General features: G+C 62.4%; 24 protein-coding genes and 1 tRNA gene. 18 read left to right on the top strand and 7 right to left on the bottom strand.

Features of this window, described 5'->3' with window-relative positions; all coding sequences use genetic code 11:
• The first annotated feature begins 608 nt into the window (after nucleotides 1–608).
• The 4 genes from C8D77_RS08165 to C8D77_RS08150 all read left to right on the top strand — a co-directional run bounded on the left by C8D77_RS08165 (nucleotide 609) and on the right by C8D77_RS08150 (nucleotide 1,992).
• Entirely contained in the window at nucleotides 609–788 is a 180-nt protein-coding gene (locus tag C8D77_RS08165; RefSeq protein ID WP_109661443.1) for a DUF3606 domain-containing protein, read from the top strand.
• Between the two features lie 133 nt (nucleotides 789–921).
• Nucleotides 922–1,365: a GFA family protein gene (locus tag C8D77_RS08160; RefSeq protein ID WP_109661442.1), complete on the top strand. Its 444-nt coding sequence runs from the start codon at nucleotides 922–924 to the stop codon at nucleotides 1,363–1,365.
• Nucleotides 1,366–1,496: 131 nt separating this feature from the next.
• Nucleotides 1,497–1,733 (top strand): DUF982 domain-containing protein, encoded by a 237-nt coding sequence (locus tag C8D77_RS08155; protein WP_109660911.1) that lies wholly within the window; start codon nucleotides 1,497–1,499, stop codon nucleotides 1,731–1,733.
• Between the two features lie 13 nt (nucleotides 1,734–1,746).
• Nucleotides 1,747–1,992, top strand: coding sequence for a DUF982 domain-containing protein (locus C8D77_RS08150; RefSeq protein WP_109660909.1), 246 nt, complete (start codon nucleotides 1,747–1,749; stop codon nucleotides 1,990–1,992).
• Nucleotides 1,993–2,053: 61 nt separating this feature from the next.
• Here C8D77_RS08150 and C8D77_RS38795 read toward each other — a convergent pair whose 3' ends face one another.
• Both C8D77_RS38795 and C8D77_RS08145 read right to left on the bottom strand, forming a co-directional pair.
• Nucleotides 2,054–2,188: a hypothetical protein gene (locus tag C8D77_RS38795; protein WP_274533679.1), complete on the bottom strand. Its 135-nt coding sequence runs from the start codon at nucleotides 2,186–2,188 to the stop codon at nucleotides 2,054–2,056.
• 90 nt (nucleotides 2,189–2,278) lie between these two features.
• Nucleotides 2,279–2,581 carry a hypothetical protein gene (locus C8D77_RS08145; protein ID WP_109661439.1) on the bottom strand — a complete coding sequence of 101 codons (303 nt, stop codon included), beginning with the start codon at nucleotides 2,579–2,581 and terminating at the stop codon, nucleotides 2,279–2,281.
• Nucleotides 2,582–2,729: 148 nt separating this feature from the next.
• On the opposite strand from C8D77_RS08145, the gene C8D77_RS08140 reads away from it, so the two are divergent.
• The gene (locus C8D77_RS08140) at nucleotides 2,730–3,656 is read left to right on the top strand and encodes an alpha/beta hydrolase (RefSeq protein ID WP_109660907.1); all 927 of its coding nucleotides are present in this window, start codon (nucleotides 2,730–2,732) and stop codon (nucleotides 3,654–3,656) included.
• A 4-nt stretch (nucleotides 3,657–3,660) separates the two neighbouring features.
• Here C8D77_RS08140 and C8D77_RS08135 read toward each other — a convergent pair whose 3' ends face one another.
• Nucleotides 3,661–4,728: a PAS domain S-box protein gene (locus tag C8D77_RS08135; RefSeq protein WP_109660905.1), complete on the bottom strand. Its 1,068-nt coding sequence runs from the start codon at nucleotides 4,726–4,728 to the stop codon at nucleotides 3,661–3,663.
• A gap of 455 nt (nucleotides 4,729–5,183) precedes the next feature.
• Between C8D77_RS08135 and C8D77_RS08130 the strand changes: the two genes are divergently transcribed.
• The 5 genes from C8D77_RS08130 to C8D77_RS08100 all read left to right on the top strand — a co-directional run bounded on the left by C8D77_RS08130 (nucleotide 5,184) and on the right by C8D77_RS08100 (nucleotide 7,309).
• On the top strand, nucleotides 5,184–5,477 hold the full coding sequence (locus C8D77_RS08130; protein WP_109661437.1) for a hypothetical protein: 294 nt from the start codon (nucleotides 5,184–5,186) through the stop codon (nucleotides 5,475–5,477).
• A gap of 83 nt (nucleotides 5,478–5,560) precedes the next feature.
• A tRNA-Gln gene (locus tag C8D77_RS08125) sits at nucleotides 5,561–5,634 on the top strand.
• Nucleotides 5,635–5,977: 343 nt separating this feature from the next.
• Entirely contained in the window at nucleotides 5,978–6,169 is a 192-nt protein-coding gene (locus tag C8D77_RS08115; RefSeq protein WP_109660901.1) for a hypothetical protein, read from the top strand.
• Nucleotides 6,170–6,216: 47 nt separating this feature from the next.
• Nucleotides 6,217–6,390: a hypothetical protein gene (locus C8D77_RS08110; protein ID WP_164548732.1), complete on the top strand. Its 174-nt coding sequence runs from the start codon at nucleotides 6,217–6,219 to the stop codon at nucleotides 6,388–6,390.
• A gap of 712 nt (nucleotides 6,391–7,102) precedes the next feature.
• Nucleotides 7,103–7,309, top strand: a complete 207-nt coding sequence (locus tag C8D77_RS08100) for a hypothetical protein (RefSeq protein WP_109660896.1) — start codon at nucleotides 7,103–7,105, stop codon at nucleotides 7,307–7,309.
• Between the two features lie 77 nt (nucleotides 7,310–7,386).
• Here the strand turns inward: C8D77_RS08100 and C8D77_RS08095 are convergent, their stop codons facing one another.
• Entirely contained in the window at nucleotides 7,387–7,626 is a 240-nt protein-coding gene (locus C8D77_RS08095; protein WP_109660894.1) for a hypothetical protein, read from the bottom strand.
• 272 nt (nucleotides 7,627–7,898) lie between these two features.
• Between C8D77_RS08095 and C8D77_RS08090 the strand changes: the two genes are divergently transcribed.
• Nucleotides 7,899–8,198 (top strand): hypothetical protein, encoded by a 300-nt coding sequence (locus C8D77_RS08090; protein WP_109660892.1) that lies wholly within the window; start codon nucleotides 7,899–7,901, stop codon nucleotides 8,196–8,198.
• Nucleotides 8,199–8,321: 123 nt separating this feature from the next.
• On the opposite strand, the gene C8D77_RS08085 is transcribed toward C8D77_RS08090, so the two are convergent.
• Complete coding sequence (locus C8D77_RS08085) at nucleotides 8,322–9,191, bottom strand: SDR family oxidoreductase (RefSeq protein ID WP_109660890.1); 870 nt, start codon at nucleotides 9,189–9,191, stop codon at nucleotides 8,322–8,324.
• Nucleotides 9,192–9,295: 104 nt separating this feature from the next.
• On the opposite strand from C8D77_RS08085, the gene C8D77_RS08080 reads away from it, so the two are divergent.
• The 5 genes from C8D77_RS08080 to C8D77_RS08060 all read left to right on the top strand — a co-directional run bounded on the left by C8D77_RS08080 (nucleotide 9,296) and on the right by C8D77_RS08060 (nucleotide 12,524).
• Nucleotides 9,296–10,186, top strand: a complete 891-nt coding sequence (locus tag C8D77_RS08080; RefSeq protein ID WP_109660888.1) for a LysR family transcriptional regulator — start codon at nucleotides 9,296–9,298, stop codon at nucleotides 10,184–10,186.
• Between the two features lie 112 nt (nucleotides 10,187–10,298).
• Nucleotides 10,299–10,484, top strand: a complete 186-nt coding sequence (locus tag C8D77_RS37535; protein WP_170136679.1) for a hypothetical protein — start codon at nucleotides 10,299–10,301, stop codon at nucleotides 10,482–10,484.
• Between the two features lie 139 nt (nucleotides 10,485–10,623).
• The gene (locus C8D77_RS08070) at nucleotides 10,624–10,869 is read left to right on the top strand and encodes a DUF982 domain-containing protein (protein ID WP_109660886.1); all 246 of its coding nucleotides are present in this window, start codon (nucleotides 10,624–10,626) and stop codon (nucleotides 10,867–10,869) included.
• A 60-nt stretch (nucleotides 10,870–10,929) separates the two neighbouring features.
• The gene (locus C8D77_RS08065) at nucleotides 10,930–11,931 is read left to right on the top strand and encodes an aldo/keto reductase (protein ID WP_109660884.1); all 1,002 of its coding nucleotides are present in this window, start codon (nucleotides 10,930–10,932) and stop codon (nucleotides 11,929–11,931) included.
• A 158-nt stretch (nucleotides 11,932–12,089) separates the two neighbouring features.
• Entirely contained in the window at nucleotides 12,090–12,524 is a 435-nt protein-coding gene (locus tag C8D77_RS08060) for an FKBP-type peptidyl-prolyl cis-trans isomerase (RefSeq protein ID WP_109660882.1), read from the top strand.
• A gap of 154 nt (nucleotides 12,525–12,678) precedes the next feature.
• Here the strand turns inward: C8D77_RS08060 and C8D77_RS08055 are convergent, their stop codons facing one another.
• Nucleotides 12,679–14,697: an ABC transporter ATP-binding protein/permease gene (locus C8D77_RS08055; RefSeq protein WP_109660880.1), complete on the bottom strand. Its 2,019-nt coding sequence runs from the start codon at nucleotides 14,695–14,697 to the stop codon at nucleotides 12,679–12,681.
• A gap of 236 nt (nucleotides 14,698–14,933) precedes the next feature.
• On the opposite strand from C8D77_RS08055, the gene C8D77_RS08050 reads away from it, so the two are divergent.
• Nucleotides 14,934–15,521, top strand: coding sequence for a DUF308 domain-containing protein (locus C8D77_RS08050; protein WP_109660878.1), 588 nt, complete (start codon nucleotides 14,934–14,936; stop codon nucleotides 15,519–15,521).
• Between the two features lie 175 nt (nucleotides 15,522–15,696).
• Nucleotides 15,697–16,275 (top strand): TetR/AcrR family transcriptional regulator, encoded by a 579-nt coding sequence (locus C8D77_RS08045; protein ID WP_109660876.1) that lies wholly within the window; start codon nucleotides 15,697–15,699, stop codon nucleotides 16,273–16,275.
• A 98-nt stretch (nucleotides 16,276–16,373) separates the two neighbouring features.
• Here the strand turns inward: C8D77_RS08045 and C8D77_RS08040 are convergent, their stop codons facing one another.
• Complete coding sequence (locus tag C8D77_RS08040) at nucleotides 16,374–18,338, bottom strand: AI-2E family transporter (protein ID WP_425453711.1); 1,965 nt, start codon at nucleotides 18,336–18,338, stop codon at nucleotides 16,374–16,376.
• Between the last annotated feature and the right edge of the window lie 14 nt (nucleotides 18,339–18,352).

The raw sequence follows: 18,352 nt of genomic DNA, 5'->3' as shown, positions 1-18,352 counted from the left end.
AACCATGCACCGTGCCGGCAGGACCGATTTTCGGTTTGCCGGCTGACGGTATATTATTGCCCGCTCGAAGGGGGAAATGGACATGGCCAAGGCATTGATCATCGGTGCATCCCTTGATCATGAAACTTGTTGGTAACCGCGATTGTGCTATTGTTAGCTGGGGCTAATGCACAGGCGTGTACCGGTGCAGTTAATTCGGGCGGGTTTGAAATTGGGCACGAACCTCAGGTTCAGGATAAAATCCCTTGCCGTCCGGTCGACGGCACTGGAATGCAGCGGCTGCGGCGGCGCCGGCCAAGTCTTCCAATGCCCGCGCTGGACGAGTTCCAATGGCAATTGCTGCCCCGCCGGCACGCACCAGCGCGGCTGCCCCGGAGTCAGCACCGCCTGTTCCGAATGTGACGGCGACCACCTTTCCGACGCCGACCCGATGCGGCCATCGGCCTGATACAGGCTTGCGAAGCCGTAGCCGCACCTGGCGGCGTTTGGCGGGGCATGGCGTTATTGTCGTGCCGGTGGAACCAGCGACGTCGATCTGTGTTATGTCCTGTTGATCGCGGGATCGGGCGCCGACGGCTGCGCGTTTCCCCGACAACAGAAAGTGAGGCCTGGGATGGCTGACGACAAGTCGAAGACGAAACAGGAAGCTGGTCTCGAGCGAAGAGCCTTACGAGGTCGCCGCCTTTGCCCGCAAATACGGCATTCCGCCAAGCGAGGCGCAGACCATCATCAAGCGCTACGGGCCATCGCGCAAGAAGCTCGATGCCCATATGGCGGCGCGCGGCTAGAGCCTTTTCCCGGGATCGGGACGGGGCTCAATCCGGACGAGCCAATCCGGCTCTGTCCCGGACGAGCCGATCCGGCTCTGTTTCGGACACCTGTCCCGCCCGCCCGCAGCGCCACGCAATGACGGAGGTTGCCATGTCCGACACCATACGCAGGACCGGCAGTTGCCTGTGCGGCGGCGTGCAGTTCTCGGTCAGTGGTGCGCCGCTGCGCATTGGTCTTTGCCATTGCAAGGATTGCCGCAAGGCCGGCGGCTCGGTCTATTCGGCCTTTGCCATCTGGCCGCGCGAGGCCTTCGAGACGACAGGCCTTGTCAGTTCCTATGGCACACGCAGCTTCTGCCCGACCTGCGGTGGCCGCGTCGCCTGGGTTGACGACAACGAGGCCGAGGTGACGATCGGCAGCCTCGACATCGCGCCGACCGATCTCGTACCCGAATATGAATTGTGGACCTCAAGGCGCGAGACCTGGCTGCATGCCTTGCCCGACACCGAACAGTTCGAGCATGACCGGCCGGCGGCGCACGACGCCGAAGTGCCGACGCCGAGGTCGCTGTCGGATGCCGACGCGGCCGAGTGAGATTTGATCTCGCCGGCAGGGAACCCACCCCTGCCGGCGACGTTATCCGGCGCCTCGTTCTTTGTGCATATCGTTTTCCCCAAAACCGCTGTGCACTTTTGGGCGACATGCATCAGTCACGGAGACGACCGTTGAACGACAAGATGTTTCCCCGACCCATCAAGTTGAAGTTTGCCCCCGAGCGTGAGCGCGTCGTGCGCAGTGCCTGGGAAGGCCTGGAATGCCTCGGCGACTGGCCGGCCGGCCAGGGCCGGCAATACCGGGCGGCGCTGCGCAGCTGTCGCGACGCGCTGGACGGCTGGACGCCGCCGGAAAAGGCGATGCGGGCAATGATCGACGCCGCGCGCGAAGCAAAATTCCTCCAGTAGCCGGAAACGGGACATGGCCCAATTGATGCTGTCCACGCCGATGCGGATCAGACCGCATGGCTCCGACACGATCCGCGACATCACCACGCTCGGGGACGCCAGCGAAATCCTCATCGACTGGCCGCAGGCCAAGCGCGGCCCGTTCTATCAGGCCGCGCGCGAACAGGTCGAAGCAGCGTTGGAAGGCAAGGCGGGTGCCGCCGAGGCGCAGGAAGCGTTCGCCGCGCTCTGCAACCATGCCGGCGTGCTGGTTCGGTAAGGCACCAAGAAGCAGGCGAGGCACGGTGCCTCGCCTGCTTTTTGGTGCAAAATCGGTCTGATCACTCGGCGGGAAGCTCGCCCTGTACGATCGGGTTAGAGCTTTCGAAGCCAAAACTCTTTGGCGCCAGCAGAACCAAAGCAATCACAACGGCAATCGAGGCAAGCAATGTGGCCGTGGTCGCAATATCTCTCACAATAATCTCTCCAAATTCCAGTCGTGAGAGAAACGTTCCTAGGAAACCGAGGTTCCATTAGCTTGAGCGATGATACCGGCGAGCCTGCGTTTATTGTTTCGGCGGCTGAGCCGGCACCTGACCCGGCTTGATCACCGGCATCTTGCCTTCATCGGGCGCCGGCGCTGCCATTCCCTGGTCGCCGGTGGCGGGCGGTTTCAGCACACCGCCGCAATCGTTGAGCTTCTCCGTCAGATTGTCGCTGCCAGGCTGCTGTTCCTGTTTTGCGTCTTGCTCCGTCTGGACCCGGCATTTGTCGGCCTGCGGCGCCTGGCTGTCGTCCTGCTGCTGGGCCGTAGCCGGCATTGCCAGCGCCAGCATCAGGCTGAATGGGACGATGGCGAGAATTCTCATCTCGGCCTCCTTCTTCCTGTCACGGCCGCCCGCGCGACCTTTGCCTTCACAGGGACAACGCTTGTCGATGAAAAAGGTTGGCCGCTTGCGCGCCAGCCGTGTTGCAACCAAATCCGTTCGCCGCCCGTTGCGCGTGCCGGAGGCGACTATGTTCGATGAGTTTCAAAGCGCGGAAATCGACACCGGTGATGCCGGCATATTCTGCCTGCGTGCCGGTAGCGGGCCGCCGTTGCTGTTGCTGCACGGCTTTCCGCCAACACATCTGATGTGGCACGACATTGCGCCCGTCCTGGCCGACCGGTTCAGCGTCGTCTGCGCCGATTTGCGCGGCTATGGCGGCAGTTCCTGTCCGGCCTCCACTCCCGATCACGCGCCCTACGCCAAGCGCTCCATGGCCGCCGACATGGTGGCGCTGATGGAAAAACTTGGTTTCAGCCGCTTCATGGTCGCCGGCCATGATCGCGGCGGGCGTGTCGGCTACCGCATGGCGCTTGATCATCCCGACAGCATCGAAAAGCTCGCCTTGCTCGACATCATAGCCACGGCCGATGTCTGGGATCGAGCCGACGCCAGGCTGGCGCTGGGCTATTGGCCATGGTCGTTGCTGGCGCAGCCCGAGCCGTTGCCGGAAACGATCCTGGCTGGCGCTGCCGAGGCGATCATCGAAAATGCGCTGAGCGGCTGGGGCTCATCACCATCGGCGTTTCCAGCCGAGGTGCGTCAGGCCTATGTCGATGCCTTGCGCGACCCTTCCCACATCCATGCAATCTGCGAGGAATACCGGGCAGGGGCGACGCTTGACCGCGAGCACGACCGTTCGGACAAGGCCGCCGGCCGGCGCATCCGTTGCCCGCTGCTGGCGCTGTGGAGCGGTCAAGGCGCATTGGCCGAATGGTATGCCGGCGAAGGCGGGCCGCTGGCGCTGTGGCGCGGCTGGGCCGATGACGTGCGCGGCCAGGCGATGCCAGGTGGACATTTCTTTCCCGAGGAGAATCCGGCGCAGACCGTCGACGCGCTGGCCGGCTTCTTCGGCGAACCGGGCCATGCCGCCCAGAAGATCCTTTCGCGCCGGTGAGCCCTCAAGGGCCGAAGGACGGCTCGGGCTCGGCAGCAGGGATTTCGGCGCCGAGCTGCGGGACGATGATCGAGTCCAGCGGCGCCGTCAGCGACCAACTGAGATGGCCGGGGCTGCGCTCCAGCACCGCCGAGCCGTTCAGCGATTGCGGCGCGACCCGCTGCAGGACGACGGTGCCAAAACCCTTGCGTGTGCTTTCGTCCCGTCGGTCCCCTTCATACACCGGCATCGTCTCGTCCCAGACGAGATGGATTTCCCGCTTTCCCGAAACACCGGCGGCGATCTGCCAGGTGATCTCAAGCCGCCCTACATCACCAGCCAGAGCGCCGTATTTGGACGAGTTGGTGCCGAGCTCATGAAATGCCATGCCGAGATTTTGCACGGCGTTCGGCTGCAAGGTCAAAAGCGGTCCGGAGAGCGATACCTGCTCCTCGTGCCCGAACGGCTTGAGCTGCTCCTGGATGAGGTCGAAAAGGCTGGCGCCGGCCCATTCCGAGTTCACCAGCAGATCGTGCGACCGCGACAGCGCCATGATGCGGGAGCGGATCAGCGCCTCGAACTCGCGTGGATCGGTCGAGCGTTTGCTTGTCTCCCTGACCATCGAGAGGATCACCGCGAACTGGTTCTTGACGCGATGATTCACTTCGCGCAGCAACAGCCGGATCCGGCGCTCGCTCTCCTTGCTCGCGGTGATGTCGCGGGCGATCTTGGAGGCGCCGATGATCTCGCCCGATTCATTCCTGATCGGCGAGACGGTCAGCGAAACGGCAATGATCCCGCCATCCTTGCGTCGCCGGATCGTCTCATAGCTGGCCACGACTTCGCCATTGCGAACCCGGCCGATGATATCGGCCTCTTCATCCTTGAGATGGTCGGGAATGAGCATCAGCACGGATCGGCCGACAGCCTCCTCGGCAGCATAGCCGAACATGCGCTGCGCCGCCCCGTTCCAACTGGTGATGACGCTGTTCAGGTCCTTGCTGATGATGGCGTCGAAGGACGACTCGACGATCGCCGCCAGCCGAGAATCGGCGGTGATATGGATCAGGCCGCTGCTTGCCAATTCCGTCATTGCCCCCACCTTCCCCACATCACGTCGACCGCCTTGCGTCTCGCGGTCTCGCAACCGCCCTTGGGGCCTACGCCCAGCAATGCGTGGCGGAGCATTTTGGTTGCAATCGGCACGCGGCATTGCGCGGGCTCGAAGTAGCGCCCGGGAGCCAACTCACAATCAGTTCGGTTTGGGGATGACACGGTCGGGAGCATCCAAGGGAGGATTGGCGGCGGGGTCCCGCTGCGGGCAATCCTCATAGCGGTGGTCGCGGCCGCCGCAAAAGGAACAGCACATAGCTTCGCGATCTCCGTTTCCGGGCCGCCATTGCGGGGTCTCGTAGGGTTTCCTGCCATCCATCCCCAGCAATGCGCGACGGACCATTTGGTTGCGCGCCGAAGACGGCCAGCCGGCTGTTGCGGAACCACCGGCCTGGATGCGAGTTTGGCGTGACACATCAGCTTGAGGAAACCGCCATGCCCATCCGCCGAATTGCCTCGATGACGGCAGCGATCCTGCTTGCCGCGACCGGCCTGGCCGACGCTCGGCCCGATACCCGCACGATGAGCTGCGACCAACTCCAGCAACTGATCCAAAGCCATCGCGCCGTGGTGCTGACCACCGGCCCCAACACCTATGACCGCTATGTCAGGCAGTTCGGCAACGAATGCGACTGGCCCGAGGTACCGATGTCGGCCTACGTGCCGACCCGTGACGGAAGCTGTCCGGTCTACCGCTGCGAGGAACCGGTCAACAACTTCCCGAACTGATGTCGCTTGCCAGCAGCCTTTGCCGCTGCACCGCGTTGATCCCGGCGCGCGAACCGGCTAGGGGTGTGGGCGCAGTTGCTTTCTCCCGCTTCGTCTAATGGTAGGACAGCGCCCTTTGAAGGCGTGAATCGTGGTTCGAGCCCATGAGCGGGAACCAAAATCAAGCGCTTGCAGGCCTCGACCACAGAGAGCCGAAGCGGCGCGCATGGCCTAGCCCGCCGATATCAAATACATCAACACGCTCACTATGGCAGTGACTGCCGCCCCACCCAAGATCAGCGCCAGGTGTCTCTGCTTGCGGGTCTTAACCGGCTGCTTTCGATCTGTGCTGGCGTAGGCACTATAGAGCCGCCGACCGTCCTCTCCGAACCGATCGCTGTTCGGGTAGGCCTTTTTCGGTTTTTGCCGGGGGCGAAGAAAGCTCACCTGATCCTCCAGAGAAACCGCTCCAACCCATGCTTATTAGCATATGCTTGTATTTCCCTTGAAGCAGGATCATCATGCAAGCTGTTAGCGGCTTGAAGGGGTGCAGCGCCATGGAACTGAGTTGTTTTGACCAGAGCGGGGGCATCTTTGCCTCGACAATGCTCCTGAACATCACTGCGGTTTTCATGATTTTGGCAGCATTTGCCGCCGTACGGCTGACTGCAATGTCAGGCGAAGGTTCTATCGAACAGCTCCAGACGGTGTAGCCCGCGAGGTGCCTCCCGTCCGGGAGATGGATATGTCCGGGAGAAAGATGATTGCGGTCAAGGACTGGTCTTGCGGCATGAGCGACGAGCTTGGCCGTGTGGTCCTGACCATCAACCCGACTGAAGGTGAGCCAATCCTGGTTTTGCTGACAATTTTCCAGGCGGCAAAAATGGCCGGGGAATTGCGGGCACCGAAACTCGTCCCCCTCTCACCTCGGTGACGCCACGCCCGAGGGGAGAAGTGATAGGAACTGCCTTTGAAGCGTGAACCGTGGTTCGAGCCCATGAGCCCGCCAGGCAATACGAATCCGTTTTTTAGCAACAGCGAAACCAAGGTCGCACTTCCACGTTGAGCCTCGTTCGACGTGGAGTTCAGAGAATGGATCTAGCAACCCAGGCAGTGATGCTTTTGCTCTCCTGCAGCCAAGGAGAGGCGTCAATATGCAAACCCGTCGATATGGCGCCGACACTGTACGCATCCCTCGATCAATGCCGAGCGTCTTTGGCCGACAGGTTGGCAAGCTCGCCCAACGGCGAAATCGTCGGAAGGTGCCGGTCAATTGATCCCACCGTCACTGCTTCACTTCCGACAGACTACACCACGGTCGTGGTCACGCGAGGCATTGGGAACGGCGCTGCGACGAGCTATCTCGTGCCGCGGGCCGCAAAATGATTAGAGGCGATCCGCCGAAGCTTGGCCATCATCAACGCTGACGCTGGTCATGGTGGCGCAACGCCGATGGCAACGAGGGTCAAGCTCGCCGGGGCAACCCCAACGCCTCCCCGGCGAGCCTGCTGCTCCGCTACGATGAACAATGGAGCAATTACTGCTCTACGAATTCGGGCGCCATTAAGTTGCATCTGGCGCTCCTGAAACCATTTCGCGGACCCTGCGTTGATGGGCGGGGCACCCGCCAGACCAGGAGACATCTCATGACCGTCAACTGCCGCATATCCATCGACAACCGGCCGGAAGCCACCGATGCCGTTTTCCAGGCGGTTCCGCGGATCGGCGAAAGCGTTTCCCTGTCGATCAACGGAAATGCGCAGGATCTGCGGGTATCGCGTGTCGTGCATGTGACCAACGGCAGCTTGGAAGGTGCCGCCATCGTCGTCGAAGTGACGACCAATATCCTGTAGAGCCGAGAGCAGTCAGGGTCCGGCATACCAGCCGGCACTCTGCCCGCCGGTCGCGACCAGCAGACCGGCGGCCGCGCCTATTCCTTGCCGCTGTCGGCAATCCCGTTGCCGTCCGCAGGCAAGATGCCAAAATCCTGCGACTTCGCCCCCTGCTCCGCCGTCAGGAACCCATCCGAGGCCAAACCGCGCCGCAGCAGTTCCCTAACCGCGGCCGAGCGGCTCGGCATGCGCTTGTCAAAGCGCCAGTTTTCCAGCGCGGCCAGTTCGTCAGATGTCAGCATGATTTGCAGTCGTTCGGGGCGTTCCAGTTCAGCCATGGCGCTTTTCTCGCTCAAGACCAAGAATACGTCGAGTTAGTATCTACCTCACTCCACTTATAGTTAGGATAGGCCGCATAACGCGTCAAGAGCGTGCGATGGGTGAATGACGCATCACGCGCATGATGAGGATTCGGCGCTGGACATGCATTTGTGTAACTATGCTAACTAATTGATTTATTTGGATATTATTTATATTGTTACTTGCCATCGCTGAGCAGCCGGCGCATGGTCGACTATGGAGAGAAAACCGTTCCCTTTGGGAGGTTTCTATGCGGTACAATTACTCGACGCAACTGCGCGGTGACGTCAGTTCAGCGGTCCTGATGGCATTCAAGAAGACCGGCATCGTCAACATCACGGCGGTGGCCGAACACGTCAGGGTCAAGAATCTGGCCGAGAACGTCGCCCTCGAAGACATCGAATATCTGGTCCTGCAGGCCGCGCAACTCATCGGCGTGGCAATTGAATTCGACGGCATGGCCGGTATGTTCGTGGATGGCCTTGCTGGCGAGGATGGCGAACGTCTAAACGCCTCGGTCGATCTGCCACACCCGGCCTCCCTGCAGTAGGGAGCGGGCGCAGAAGCGCTGTTTTGTCGTAGCCGCGTTCGACTACAAGGCAGGGTGCCCCCTCGAGTGGCGCCCTGTTCTTGTTTCTGGAGATGATGATAGTCCTAGTAGTCAGATAGCTGCTCAGGCGGAGGCCGCGATTTGCGAGGCGAAGTCGCGATATGGGCGCAGTGGGCGGCCCAGAAGCGCCGTCAGTCGCTCGACGTCGCCGGCCTCAGGCAGCATCCCGTCGGTCAAGAACCGCTCGCCCATAAGGCGCATGTCGTACGCCATCCAGGCAGGCAGGAACTGCTTGAGATTTTGCTCGAAACCTTCCGTATTGTCGCCGCCGTATTTGATCGGGCGAGCGAGCACGTCTGACCAGATGGCGGCGATGTCCGTCCCGGTCAGTGTCTGCGGACCGACGAGGTTGATCCGGTCGAGCGCAAGCGGCTCTGCGGACTGTTCGCGGCGCAGCAGCTCAAGGGCGGCGATCTCGGCGATATCACGGGCGTCGATCATCGCAAGACCCTTGGCGCCGATCGGCATTGGATAGGTGCCGTAGCCGGTGATGATGTCTTCGACCATCAGATCGTTCTGGATGAAGTAGGCCGGGCGCAAGATCGTAGCCTTGAAGCCCATCTGCTCGATCATTCGCTCGACGCCGAACTTGCCCGCGAAATGCGGCACGTTCACATACACGTCGGCGTGGATCACCGAGAGATAGACGATCCGCTCGATGCCGGCCGATCGGGCAACGTTCAGCGCGACCAAAGCCTGGGTGAATTCATCCGGAACCACGGCGTTCAAGAGGAACAGCGTGGAAACCCCAGACATGGCTTTGCGCAGCGAATCGACATCGAGAAAGTCGCCTTGCACGACGGATACGCCTGCCGGGAAGCCGGCTTTCGACGGATCGCGGACGAGAGCACGGACATCGGCGTCGCGCTTGACGAGGTGTTCGACGACCTGGCGGCCAATATTGCCGGTGGCGCCGGTAACGAGAATGGTCATGGGAATTTCTCCTGTTGGGTTGCTTGACACGCCCAATATGTGCGGCTCACAAACAGTCCAACAGACGGATATTTTGGACGCACCGTCCCACTGGTGGAACACTCATGGATCTTCTTGCGCTGGCCGATTTCAATCTCGTTGCCCGCCATGGTGGCTTCGGCAAAGCGGCAAGGGCCACCGGCCGGCCCAAGGCAACGCTGTCCCGGCGCGTTGGAGACTTGGAAAGCAGTCTCGATCTGCGCCTGTTTGAACGGGGTGCGCGTAACCTGAAGCTGACCGAAGAAGGACGGGCGCTCTTCGAGCGGACGGGGGCATTGCTTGCCGAACTGGACGAGACGGCTTCGGCGATTGCCTCGGGCGGTCAGAGACCCAAGGGCAGACTGCGGATCAGCGCACCTCTCCATTTCTCGCAGACCGCTATGGGGAGGATCGCCGCGGGGTTTGCCCTCAAATATCCGGAGGTGAGGCTTGAAGTGACGACTGAGGACCGGGCTGTCGACATGATCGAGGAAGGCTACGATCTGGTAATCCGGGTCAATCCAGATCCCGACGAAAGCCTGGTCGGACGGGCGTTTCTCCGCGACCGTCTGATTGTCGTGGCGAGCCCCGACCTTCCTCGCACGACCGGTCAGCGCGCCGCCCCTGGCGTTGCGCGAGGGGCAGGCGAACCGCAAACATGGCACGTGAAGACACAAGGTGGCCGGTCAACAATTACAATCGAGCCCGTCCTCGTTTTGTCAACGCTCATCATGGTCCGGGATGCTGTGCGAGCCGGCGTCGGCGCTGGACGGCTTCCCATTTCGTTGGTGGCCCACGACCTGGCTGACGGTACACTGGTGAATTGGGGCGATATCGACGGCCCCGAGATCGCTCTATGGACGCTCTACCCATCCCGGCGGCTGCTCAGCGCGCGCGTGTCGGCCTTCCTGGACTTCCTGAAACAGGCCTTCCCAAATGGGACGCCGGACGAACTGGCCGCCTATATTGGCAGGTGATGCTGGGCCGCTTTCGACGGCAAGAATCTTCTGTTTGGTCGGGACGATTTTTTCCGGCGGAACAAGTTGGACTGACGGAAATTATCCTGTCGCCTTACAAGAGGAGGACGTCGTGAAAGACCTGCGCAGTCTCCTTGCCGAATTGTCATCCAGCTGGCTCAAGCGCCGCAAGGCGCAATCGCCCAATACCGTGAACACGGTCAAGGCCGCGCCCCGCTTCGCCGAACAAACGACAAGGCAGCGTGCTGCCCACAAGCCCAAACCACCGCCCACCCGCGACGTCGCCTCGAACATGTGAGTGACGCCGAAAGGCGAACAGACCGGGCGTCTCTCGATGTGGATGGTTCGTTGAAACGCCTGCTTCGGAACTTTCACGCCAGAGTGACGAAACCTTGGACTGCCCAAAGCGTTTATCGCTTCAGCCAGTCGAGGTTCCAATGCAAACTGCATGGTTTTCCAAACCCGTGGCGGTGTCTGTCGGTGTCACCGGTTCCATCCGCCATCTGTCCAACACGCAGCAAGCCATTGAATTGCTCACGACACACTGGCGTGACGCCGGCAGTCCAAAACATCAATCGGCATTGCGCGCCTGCCGCCGGGCGACGAGCGGCGATGTTGCCGCCGAGATCGCCAGGGAGGCGCTTGTCGAAGCCGCGCGTGAAGCCCACATCCTTGTCGAGTAAGGCGTGTCGACAAAATCAGCCAACGCCATAGTTTCTGCAACCTCGCCGGAGAGCGCCCCGATGACCCTGAAAACACGCAAGCTCGGCAGCCAGGGGCTGCAGGTCTCGGCCATCGGCCTCGGCTGCATGGGCATGAGCCAGTCCTACGGCCCGGCCGACGAGGCCGAATCCATCGCCACGCTGCACCGCGCCATCGAGCTTGGCTGCACTTTCCTCGACACCGCCGAGGTCTATGGCCCCTACATCAACGAAGCCCTGCTCGGCCGGGCGTTGAAGGGCAAGCGCGACCAGGTGACCATCGCCACCAAATTCGGCTTCCGCATCGAAAACGGCAAGCAGGTCGGAACCGATAGCCGGCCCGAGCACATTCGCGAGGCCGTGGAAGCCTCGCTCGTCCGGCTCGCCATCGACCATATCGATCTGCTCTACCAGCACCGCGTCGATCCGGCGGTGCCGATGGAGGATGTCGCGGGCGCCGTCGGCCAACTGATCGAGCAAGGCAAGGTGCGCTTCTTCGGCCTGTCGGAGGCGGGTGCGGCCAACATCCGCCGGGCGCATGCAGTGTATCCGGTGTCGGCGGTGCAGAGCGAGTATTCCCTGTGGGAGCGCAATCTCGAGCCGGAGATCATCCCGCTGCTTAGACAACTCGGCATCGGCCTGGTGCCGTTCTCACCGCTCGGCCGTGGTTTTCTCACCGGCGAGGTCAAACGTGCGGAGGACTATTCCGAAGGCGATTATCGCCGCAACGACCCGCGCTACCAGGGCGAGAACTACGACGCCAATGTCGAGGCGGCGGCCAAGGTGCGCGACATTGCGACGGCCCGCCGCGTCAAGCCCGGACAGATAGCACTGGCCTGGCTGCTGGCGAAGGGCAACGGCTTCGGCCTCGACATCGTGCCGATCCCCGGCACCAAGCGGATCAGATATCTGGAGGAGAACGTAGCCGCCGCATCGCTGATGCTCGACGCCACTGAGATGGCCGCGCTCGACGAGGCGCTCGCGCCGGGAAAGATCTCCGGCCCGCGCTACACCGAGCGCGCCATGGCCATGGTCGATCGGTAAGAGGCGCTCTGGATAATCAATCGGCATTTTGGGTTTACATCGGCGGCCAGGCACCTAGTTTTAGGGTTTCGCGCCGTGCACCTGAGTGCGTGGATGATCGAGAACGGGACCGTGAACCTCAGCCGGCCCCCTCAAAAACTTCCGAAAGGATGACTGCTATGACACAGGCCAAGAATGGCGACACCGTGCGCATCAACTACAATGGACGCCTAGTCGACGGCACTCAATTCGATGCCTCCGGCAGCGAACCGCTGCAATTCACGCTGGGTGAAGGACAGGTGATCTCCGGTCTTGAAACCCATGTCGAGGGCATGGAGGTGGGTGCGAGAAGCACCGTCACCGTTCCCGCCGACGCCGCCTATGGCCCCCACCGCCCCGAAGCGGTCGTGACCATCGACCGCGCCAAGGTGCCAGACAACATCAACGTCGATATCGGCACTCGATTGCAGGTCAGAACCCGCGACGGGCAACCCATGCCGGTAACAGTCGTCGAAGTGGACGACGCCAGAGTCAAGCTCGACGGCAACCATCCACTGGCCGGGCAGGATCTGGTGTTCGACGTTGAACTGGTCGAGATCGTAAAGGCGGCGTAGCTGTCCATGCGGCCAAGGCCGCGGTGGCTATGATTTCGGGTGACGCGCTCCGCCGAAGGTTTCGGCGGCGCGCCCTGCTTCCCCGCTTGGGGCGGCTCGGTGGCGTAGATTTATCGGCCGGCGTGACTACGTCCGAGGTCCGCTCTGTTGAAGCTCACGCTTGCCTTTTGTTGCGCGTGCCGGAGCCCCACAGCGCGCGCCGGAGCAGGTTGCGCCTGCCCTTGCGCTGTCCCAGGTCGACATCGCTGACGAGCTTTGCCCCGCCCGCGCGACGCTCCAATGTGACCTTGCGACTGTGGAAGGCCTCCAGCTCGGCGCGATGCGCCACGCTTATGATGGTGACGTCAGGCAATTCGCGGATCATAGTCTCCATCATCTTGTCCTGGCTCTTCTCGTCGAGCGCCGAGGTCGCTTCATCCAGCACGACGATGTCGGGGCGGTGCAGCAGCAGGCGCGCGAAGGCGAGGCGTTGCTTTTCGCCGCCCGACAGCGTCTGGTCCCATGGCGCTTCTTCCTTGATCCTGTCGGCAAGATACGCAAGGCCCACCTTGTCGAGGGCGGCCTTGATCTGTTTGATCGTCCACTTATCCGCCGCCGCAGGATAGGCGACCGCGCGGCGCAGGGTCCCCGAGGGGATGTAGGGACGTTGCGGCAGCATGAACAGACGCCTGCCGGCGTGGAAATTGACGCCGCCGCCGCCCCACGGCCACAGGCCCGCAATGGCCCGCACCAGCGTCGACTTGCCTGAGCCGGATTCGCCCGCCACGAGCACCCGCTCACCCGGTTCGATCGCAACCTCGGTCTCCTTGACCACGGAGGTGCCGTCGTCCAGCGTCACCGCGAGATTGTCGAGGACGAGCATCGCACCGTCATCGGTTTCACCGTGCTGGATGCGCCCAAGCGCGTCGCTCTGCTCGGCACGCTCGAGCCCGTCGAGCGACATCATCAGCGAGGCTATGCGCCGCGCGGAGGCGTTCCAGTCGGCAAGACGCGGGTAATTGTCGACCAGCCATCCGAAAGCGCCTTGCACGATGCCAAAGGCAGACGCTGCCTGCATCACCTCGCCAAGCGTCATTGAGCCTTCGAGGAATTTTGGCGCACACAGCAGGATCGGCACGACCGGCGCAAACAGGCTCGATCCCTGCGACACCGCCGCCGTGCGCATATGCTGGCCGGTCAGCAGCGCCCATTGCCTCAGCACATGGCCGAAATTCCTGTCGATGCCGCTGCGCTCCTCCTCCTCGCCGCCCAGCAGGGCGATGCTCTCGCCGTTTTCGCGCACGCGCGTCAGCGTGTAGCGCAGTTCGGCCTCCGCCTGGTTCTTCCGCTCGGAGAGCTGGACGAAATTGCGACCGATGACCACCATCGAGGTCGAGGTGATGGCGGCATAGATTACCGCGGTGATGACCAGGAAGCCGGGAATGGTGATGCTCTCGCCGCCGATCGGCAGGGTGAGCGCGCCGCCGATGGTCCACAGCACGACGATGAAGGTCGAGGCCGACAGAAACGCGTTGAGAACACCGGAGATGAAATCGACCGGCGACTCTGTGGCGATGCGCAAATCCTCGGTCATGCGGGCCTCGGGATTCTGGTGGTCGCCACCGACGAGGTTCAGCTGGTAGTAGCGGCCGCTTGCCAGCCAGCGCGCGATGACCGCGGTGGTCAGCCAGGAACGCCAGCGGCGCTGGATCGTCATGCGCAGGTAGACCTGCGCGACGACAAGGCTGCCGCTGCAGATCACCAGCGGCACGAAGACGGCGCTGAGGAAATAGACGCTGCCGGCGTTGCGCTGCTCGAGGGCATCGAACATCGAGCGGTTCCAGACATTGATGCCATACTGGAAGCCGATATTGATGCAGATCAGCAGCAGCACCCCGATCGTCAATGGCCAGCCCAGCCGGTCGCCGCGCCGGCTCCAGTAACCGCGGGCGCTGATCCAGAAACGCCGCAGCAAATATCGCTTGCGCGCCTGCTCCGCCTCCTCGGGCGTCAGTTCTGGATCGGGTTCGACGGCATCGGGTGGCGGCGCGGCCTGTCCGTCGACCTCGGGCGCGGGCTGGCTGTCGGCCTCGGGCGCGGCTTGGGCGGCCGATGCCTTTTTTGGGCGCGATTTTCCAGCCCCGCGTGGCTTGGCGCCGTCGACCGATTTCGGCTTGAGTTTGGCCCCGGACATAAGGCCGATAACGGCTTAAAAATCAAAAGGTTTCATGACGTCCGATCGAGATCCGGCAGCCACGCTCTTCTGGCGCTGCGGTGCAGCACAGTTTCGCCCAGGGCCTCCCGCGGCCTCTGGCAACGGCCCGCCCTCGCACGCAACCAAACTTACTCGATGAGCGGTGAAATCGGTTGACCAAAGCTTGTCTACCTTCTAGTAGGTAGATTGCTATCAACCAACATTGGAAAATCGGTATGCCTGTTCAAAACACCGCCACCCTCACCCAAGCTTCCAACACATGGCTCAAAAGCTATTATTTTGTCCGGTTCGGCGTTTCCGCGGCATGGGTCGCACTGGCCTTTACCCTCGCTAAGACCATGCCGCCGTTGGCCGCGATCATGCTGGTGGCGTATCCTGCCTGGGACGCCCTTGCGAATGTCGTCGATGCCCAGCGCACCGGCGGATTGAACCGCAATAAGTCGCAGCTGCTGAATTTTGTCGTCAGCGTGCTTGCCACCTTGGCGGTCGCTGTCGCGCTAACCAACAGCATGAACGCAGTGCTCGCGGTCTACGGTGTCTGGGCTGCTCTATCTGGCCTGTTTCAACTGATTACCGCACTGCGGCGCTGGAAGACCACCGGCGCGCAGTGGGCGATGATCTTGAGCGGCGCTCAATCGGCACTGGCCGGCATCTTTTTTGTGAAGATGGCCGGCGGCGTTGAAGATATCGGCATCACGAATGTCGCGCCCTACGCTGCGTTCGGTGCTTTCTACTTCCTGGTGTCGGCAGCGTGGCTGACGGTCACCGATATCCTTCGGAAGTCACCGCGGATCGCCAGCTAGATGCGTCTTGAAGAACTGTTGATCTGCTAACGAGTGGTGCGCTGCCCTTCCTGGAGGACGGCGCATCTCCCTTCAAAAGAGAATGGCGGTCAAGCCGCGCTCCTGTTCCGCTGGCTCGGACAAACCTTGCGAGGACCGGCAAAATTTCCTACCTCAACTTACCGGAAGGGTGACAATGAACACTGCATTGAGTGACACCGCGAGCAAACTGGTTGGCGGAGCCGCCCAGTTGATCATGCGTGTCGGCTACAACGGCTTCAGCTATGCCGACCTGTCGGAGCGCTTTGGCATCCGTAAGGCCAGCATTCACCATCACTTCCCCTCCAAAGTCGATTTGGTCGTAGCAGTTGTCGAACAAGCGCGCGCCGGTATCCGAGCCCAGAGTGCGGCACTGGAGGAAGGTTCGCCGGCACTGGATCAGCTGCGGTTTTATACAGGGTATTGGGAGCGCTGTATCAAGGATCAGTCCGCTCCCTTCTGCCTGGCTGCCGTGCTGGCGGCCGAATTCCCGGGTCTGCCCGAAGAGGTGGCAGTTTCCGTCCGCGGTCATTTCGTCGACCTCGGCAAATGGCTGGAACGGCTTTTGGAACTTGGTGTAAAGCAGGGGGCAGTGCATCTCGAGGCATCCCCCGAGGTCGAGGCGCAAGCTTTCATGGCGACCGTATACGGAGCCATGCTTGCCGCCCGGGCGTTCGATGACCCGGAGCGGTTCAACGTGATCGTAGAAACGCTTTTTCGTCGCATCCGCACCTGACGATGCCAAATGGCGGCGTCGAGGCGCAAAGCGGCCATGCGCGCCTTCCACCTCTGAGGATGTGTTTCGGGCCGAACACGATCATTGCGAGTTTCGACCTAACTCGCCGCCGCTGCCGCAACCTTCTTGGGGGTCGCCCGCTGTCGCCGCATGCGGCGTTTGGCGATGAGCTTGAGCGCAACCGGCGGCTCGTTTGACAGCGCGCCCAACACGGCGTCGACCATGCCATGCGCCACGAAATCGGCGTTCATGTCCTGGGCCAGCTTGGCCGCCGTTTCCTTATCCTCAGCAGCGGTCTCCGACCAGAACACGATTCCGACCCGAAGTGCGGCCTTCGCGCGCTTCAGCCGGCGCACCAGAAAGCGGGCGTGCTTGACGGAATCCCGGTTCAGGAAGCCGACCACGACGGTGTCGACGGTTTCGAGGTCGAGGCGGCGGATGTTGGCGGGTTCCATATCGGCAAAGCCGGCCTTCGACACTGTCGCGCCCTGGACTTCCAGCACCTGCGCCAGCATCGCGGCGGCGGCATCGTCGAGCTCGCCACGCCCGCCGGCGCAAAGCACTGACATGCCGGTGCCGTCGGGCAATTCGGTCTCGTCCTCGCCGCTGGAATCGCCATCGTCGTCCCCCTCTGCGACCACGTGCGGCTCCTCCTCCTCGCTCGCTTCCTCCTGCGCGCTGTCGTCGAGGTTGGCCACCAGCGTCAGGGCACTGGCCGCCAGCTGCCGTCTTTGCAGGTCGCCCATGACGCCGCGCACCCGGTCGCGCTCGCCCAGTAGCAGTGCCGGTATGGCGACCTTGTCGTAGAATTCGACGAGATATTTCTCCTCCAGCATCTCCTCGGCGTGGTCGGTAGCTTCTTCGGGATCCCCGGCCAGCAGCCGCTGGTAGAGGCGCGCATGGGGTTCGAGCACGGGCTCGTTGCCGAACAGCACGTCGAGGAATTCAAACTGCGGCACGTGCCTGCCCAGCACCACCAGGCAGACGGTGAGCGGCGTCGACAGGATCAGCCCGAGCGGCCCCCAGAGCCACGTCCAGAAAATCGCCGCGACGATGATCGCCAGCGGCGACAGTCCGGTTCGCGAACCGTAAAGCCAAGGTTCGATGACGTTGCCGGTGATCAGCTCCATCACCACGAACAGGGCGGCCGTCCACAGGACGAGCGACCAGCCCGGCGCCACGGCCAGCGCCAGGAACAGCGGCAAAAGCATGCCTATGATCGGGCCGATATAGGGAACGAAACGCAGCGCCAGCGCGAGCAGCCCCCACAGCAACGCATTCGGGATGCCGAGGACCCAGAGCCCGATCGCGATCGGTATGGCGTAGACGATGTTGACGACCAACTGCATCAGCAGATAGCGGCCCACCCGCTTGCCGGCATCTTGAAGCGCCTCGGTGGTGCGGTGGAGGTCGCCGTAGCCGACAAGCCGGATGAAGCGGTCGCGCAGATCCTCCCGCTCGAGCAACATGAAGATGACGACGACGATGATCAGCCCGGCCGACGCGAGCGGGCTGATCAGCGGCCCGACTATGTTCTGCAGGACCTGGAGCGGCCTTTCGCGCGCGACGATCTCGACGGGCACCGGCTCGCGCGGCGGCTTTTCCGGGGTGGCGGCCGGCAGCGAGGCGTCCTGCCTGTCGATCTCCTGGCCGACGCGCTCGACCACCTGGCTCAATCGGGCAATGATCCCTCCCCCGACCCCGGTTTCCTTGAGCGAACGGATCTTGGTCAGGATGTTGGTCTGGTAGACCGGGATGTTCTGCGCCAGTTCGCTGACCTGCGTGGCGACAATGAAGGAGAACAGGCCAAGCGCCGCGAAAGCGCCGAGCACGCTGGCGATGACGGCGGCAATCCGGGGAATGCCGACCTTTTTGAGCACCGAGACAAGCGGCGCGAGCGCGAAGGTCAGCAGCAGCGCAATCGCGATCGGCAGGAAAACCTCGCGCCCGAAATACAGCGCCGCCACTGTGGTGACGGTGGTTGCCACGTTGGGCAATGCGGTTCGCGGGCGGGGCGCGACGGCCGAAAGCATGTCCTCCGACCCATCAGCCGGAGACGCCATGCCGTTTCGACGAT

Source organism: Mesorhizobium loti, assembly GCF_003148495.1.
GTDB lineage: Bacteria > Pseudomonadota > Alphaproteobacteria > Rhizobiales > Rhizobiaceae > Mesorhizobium > Mesorhizobium loti.
This window is presented reverse-complemented; position numbering and strand designations above follow the sequence as displayed.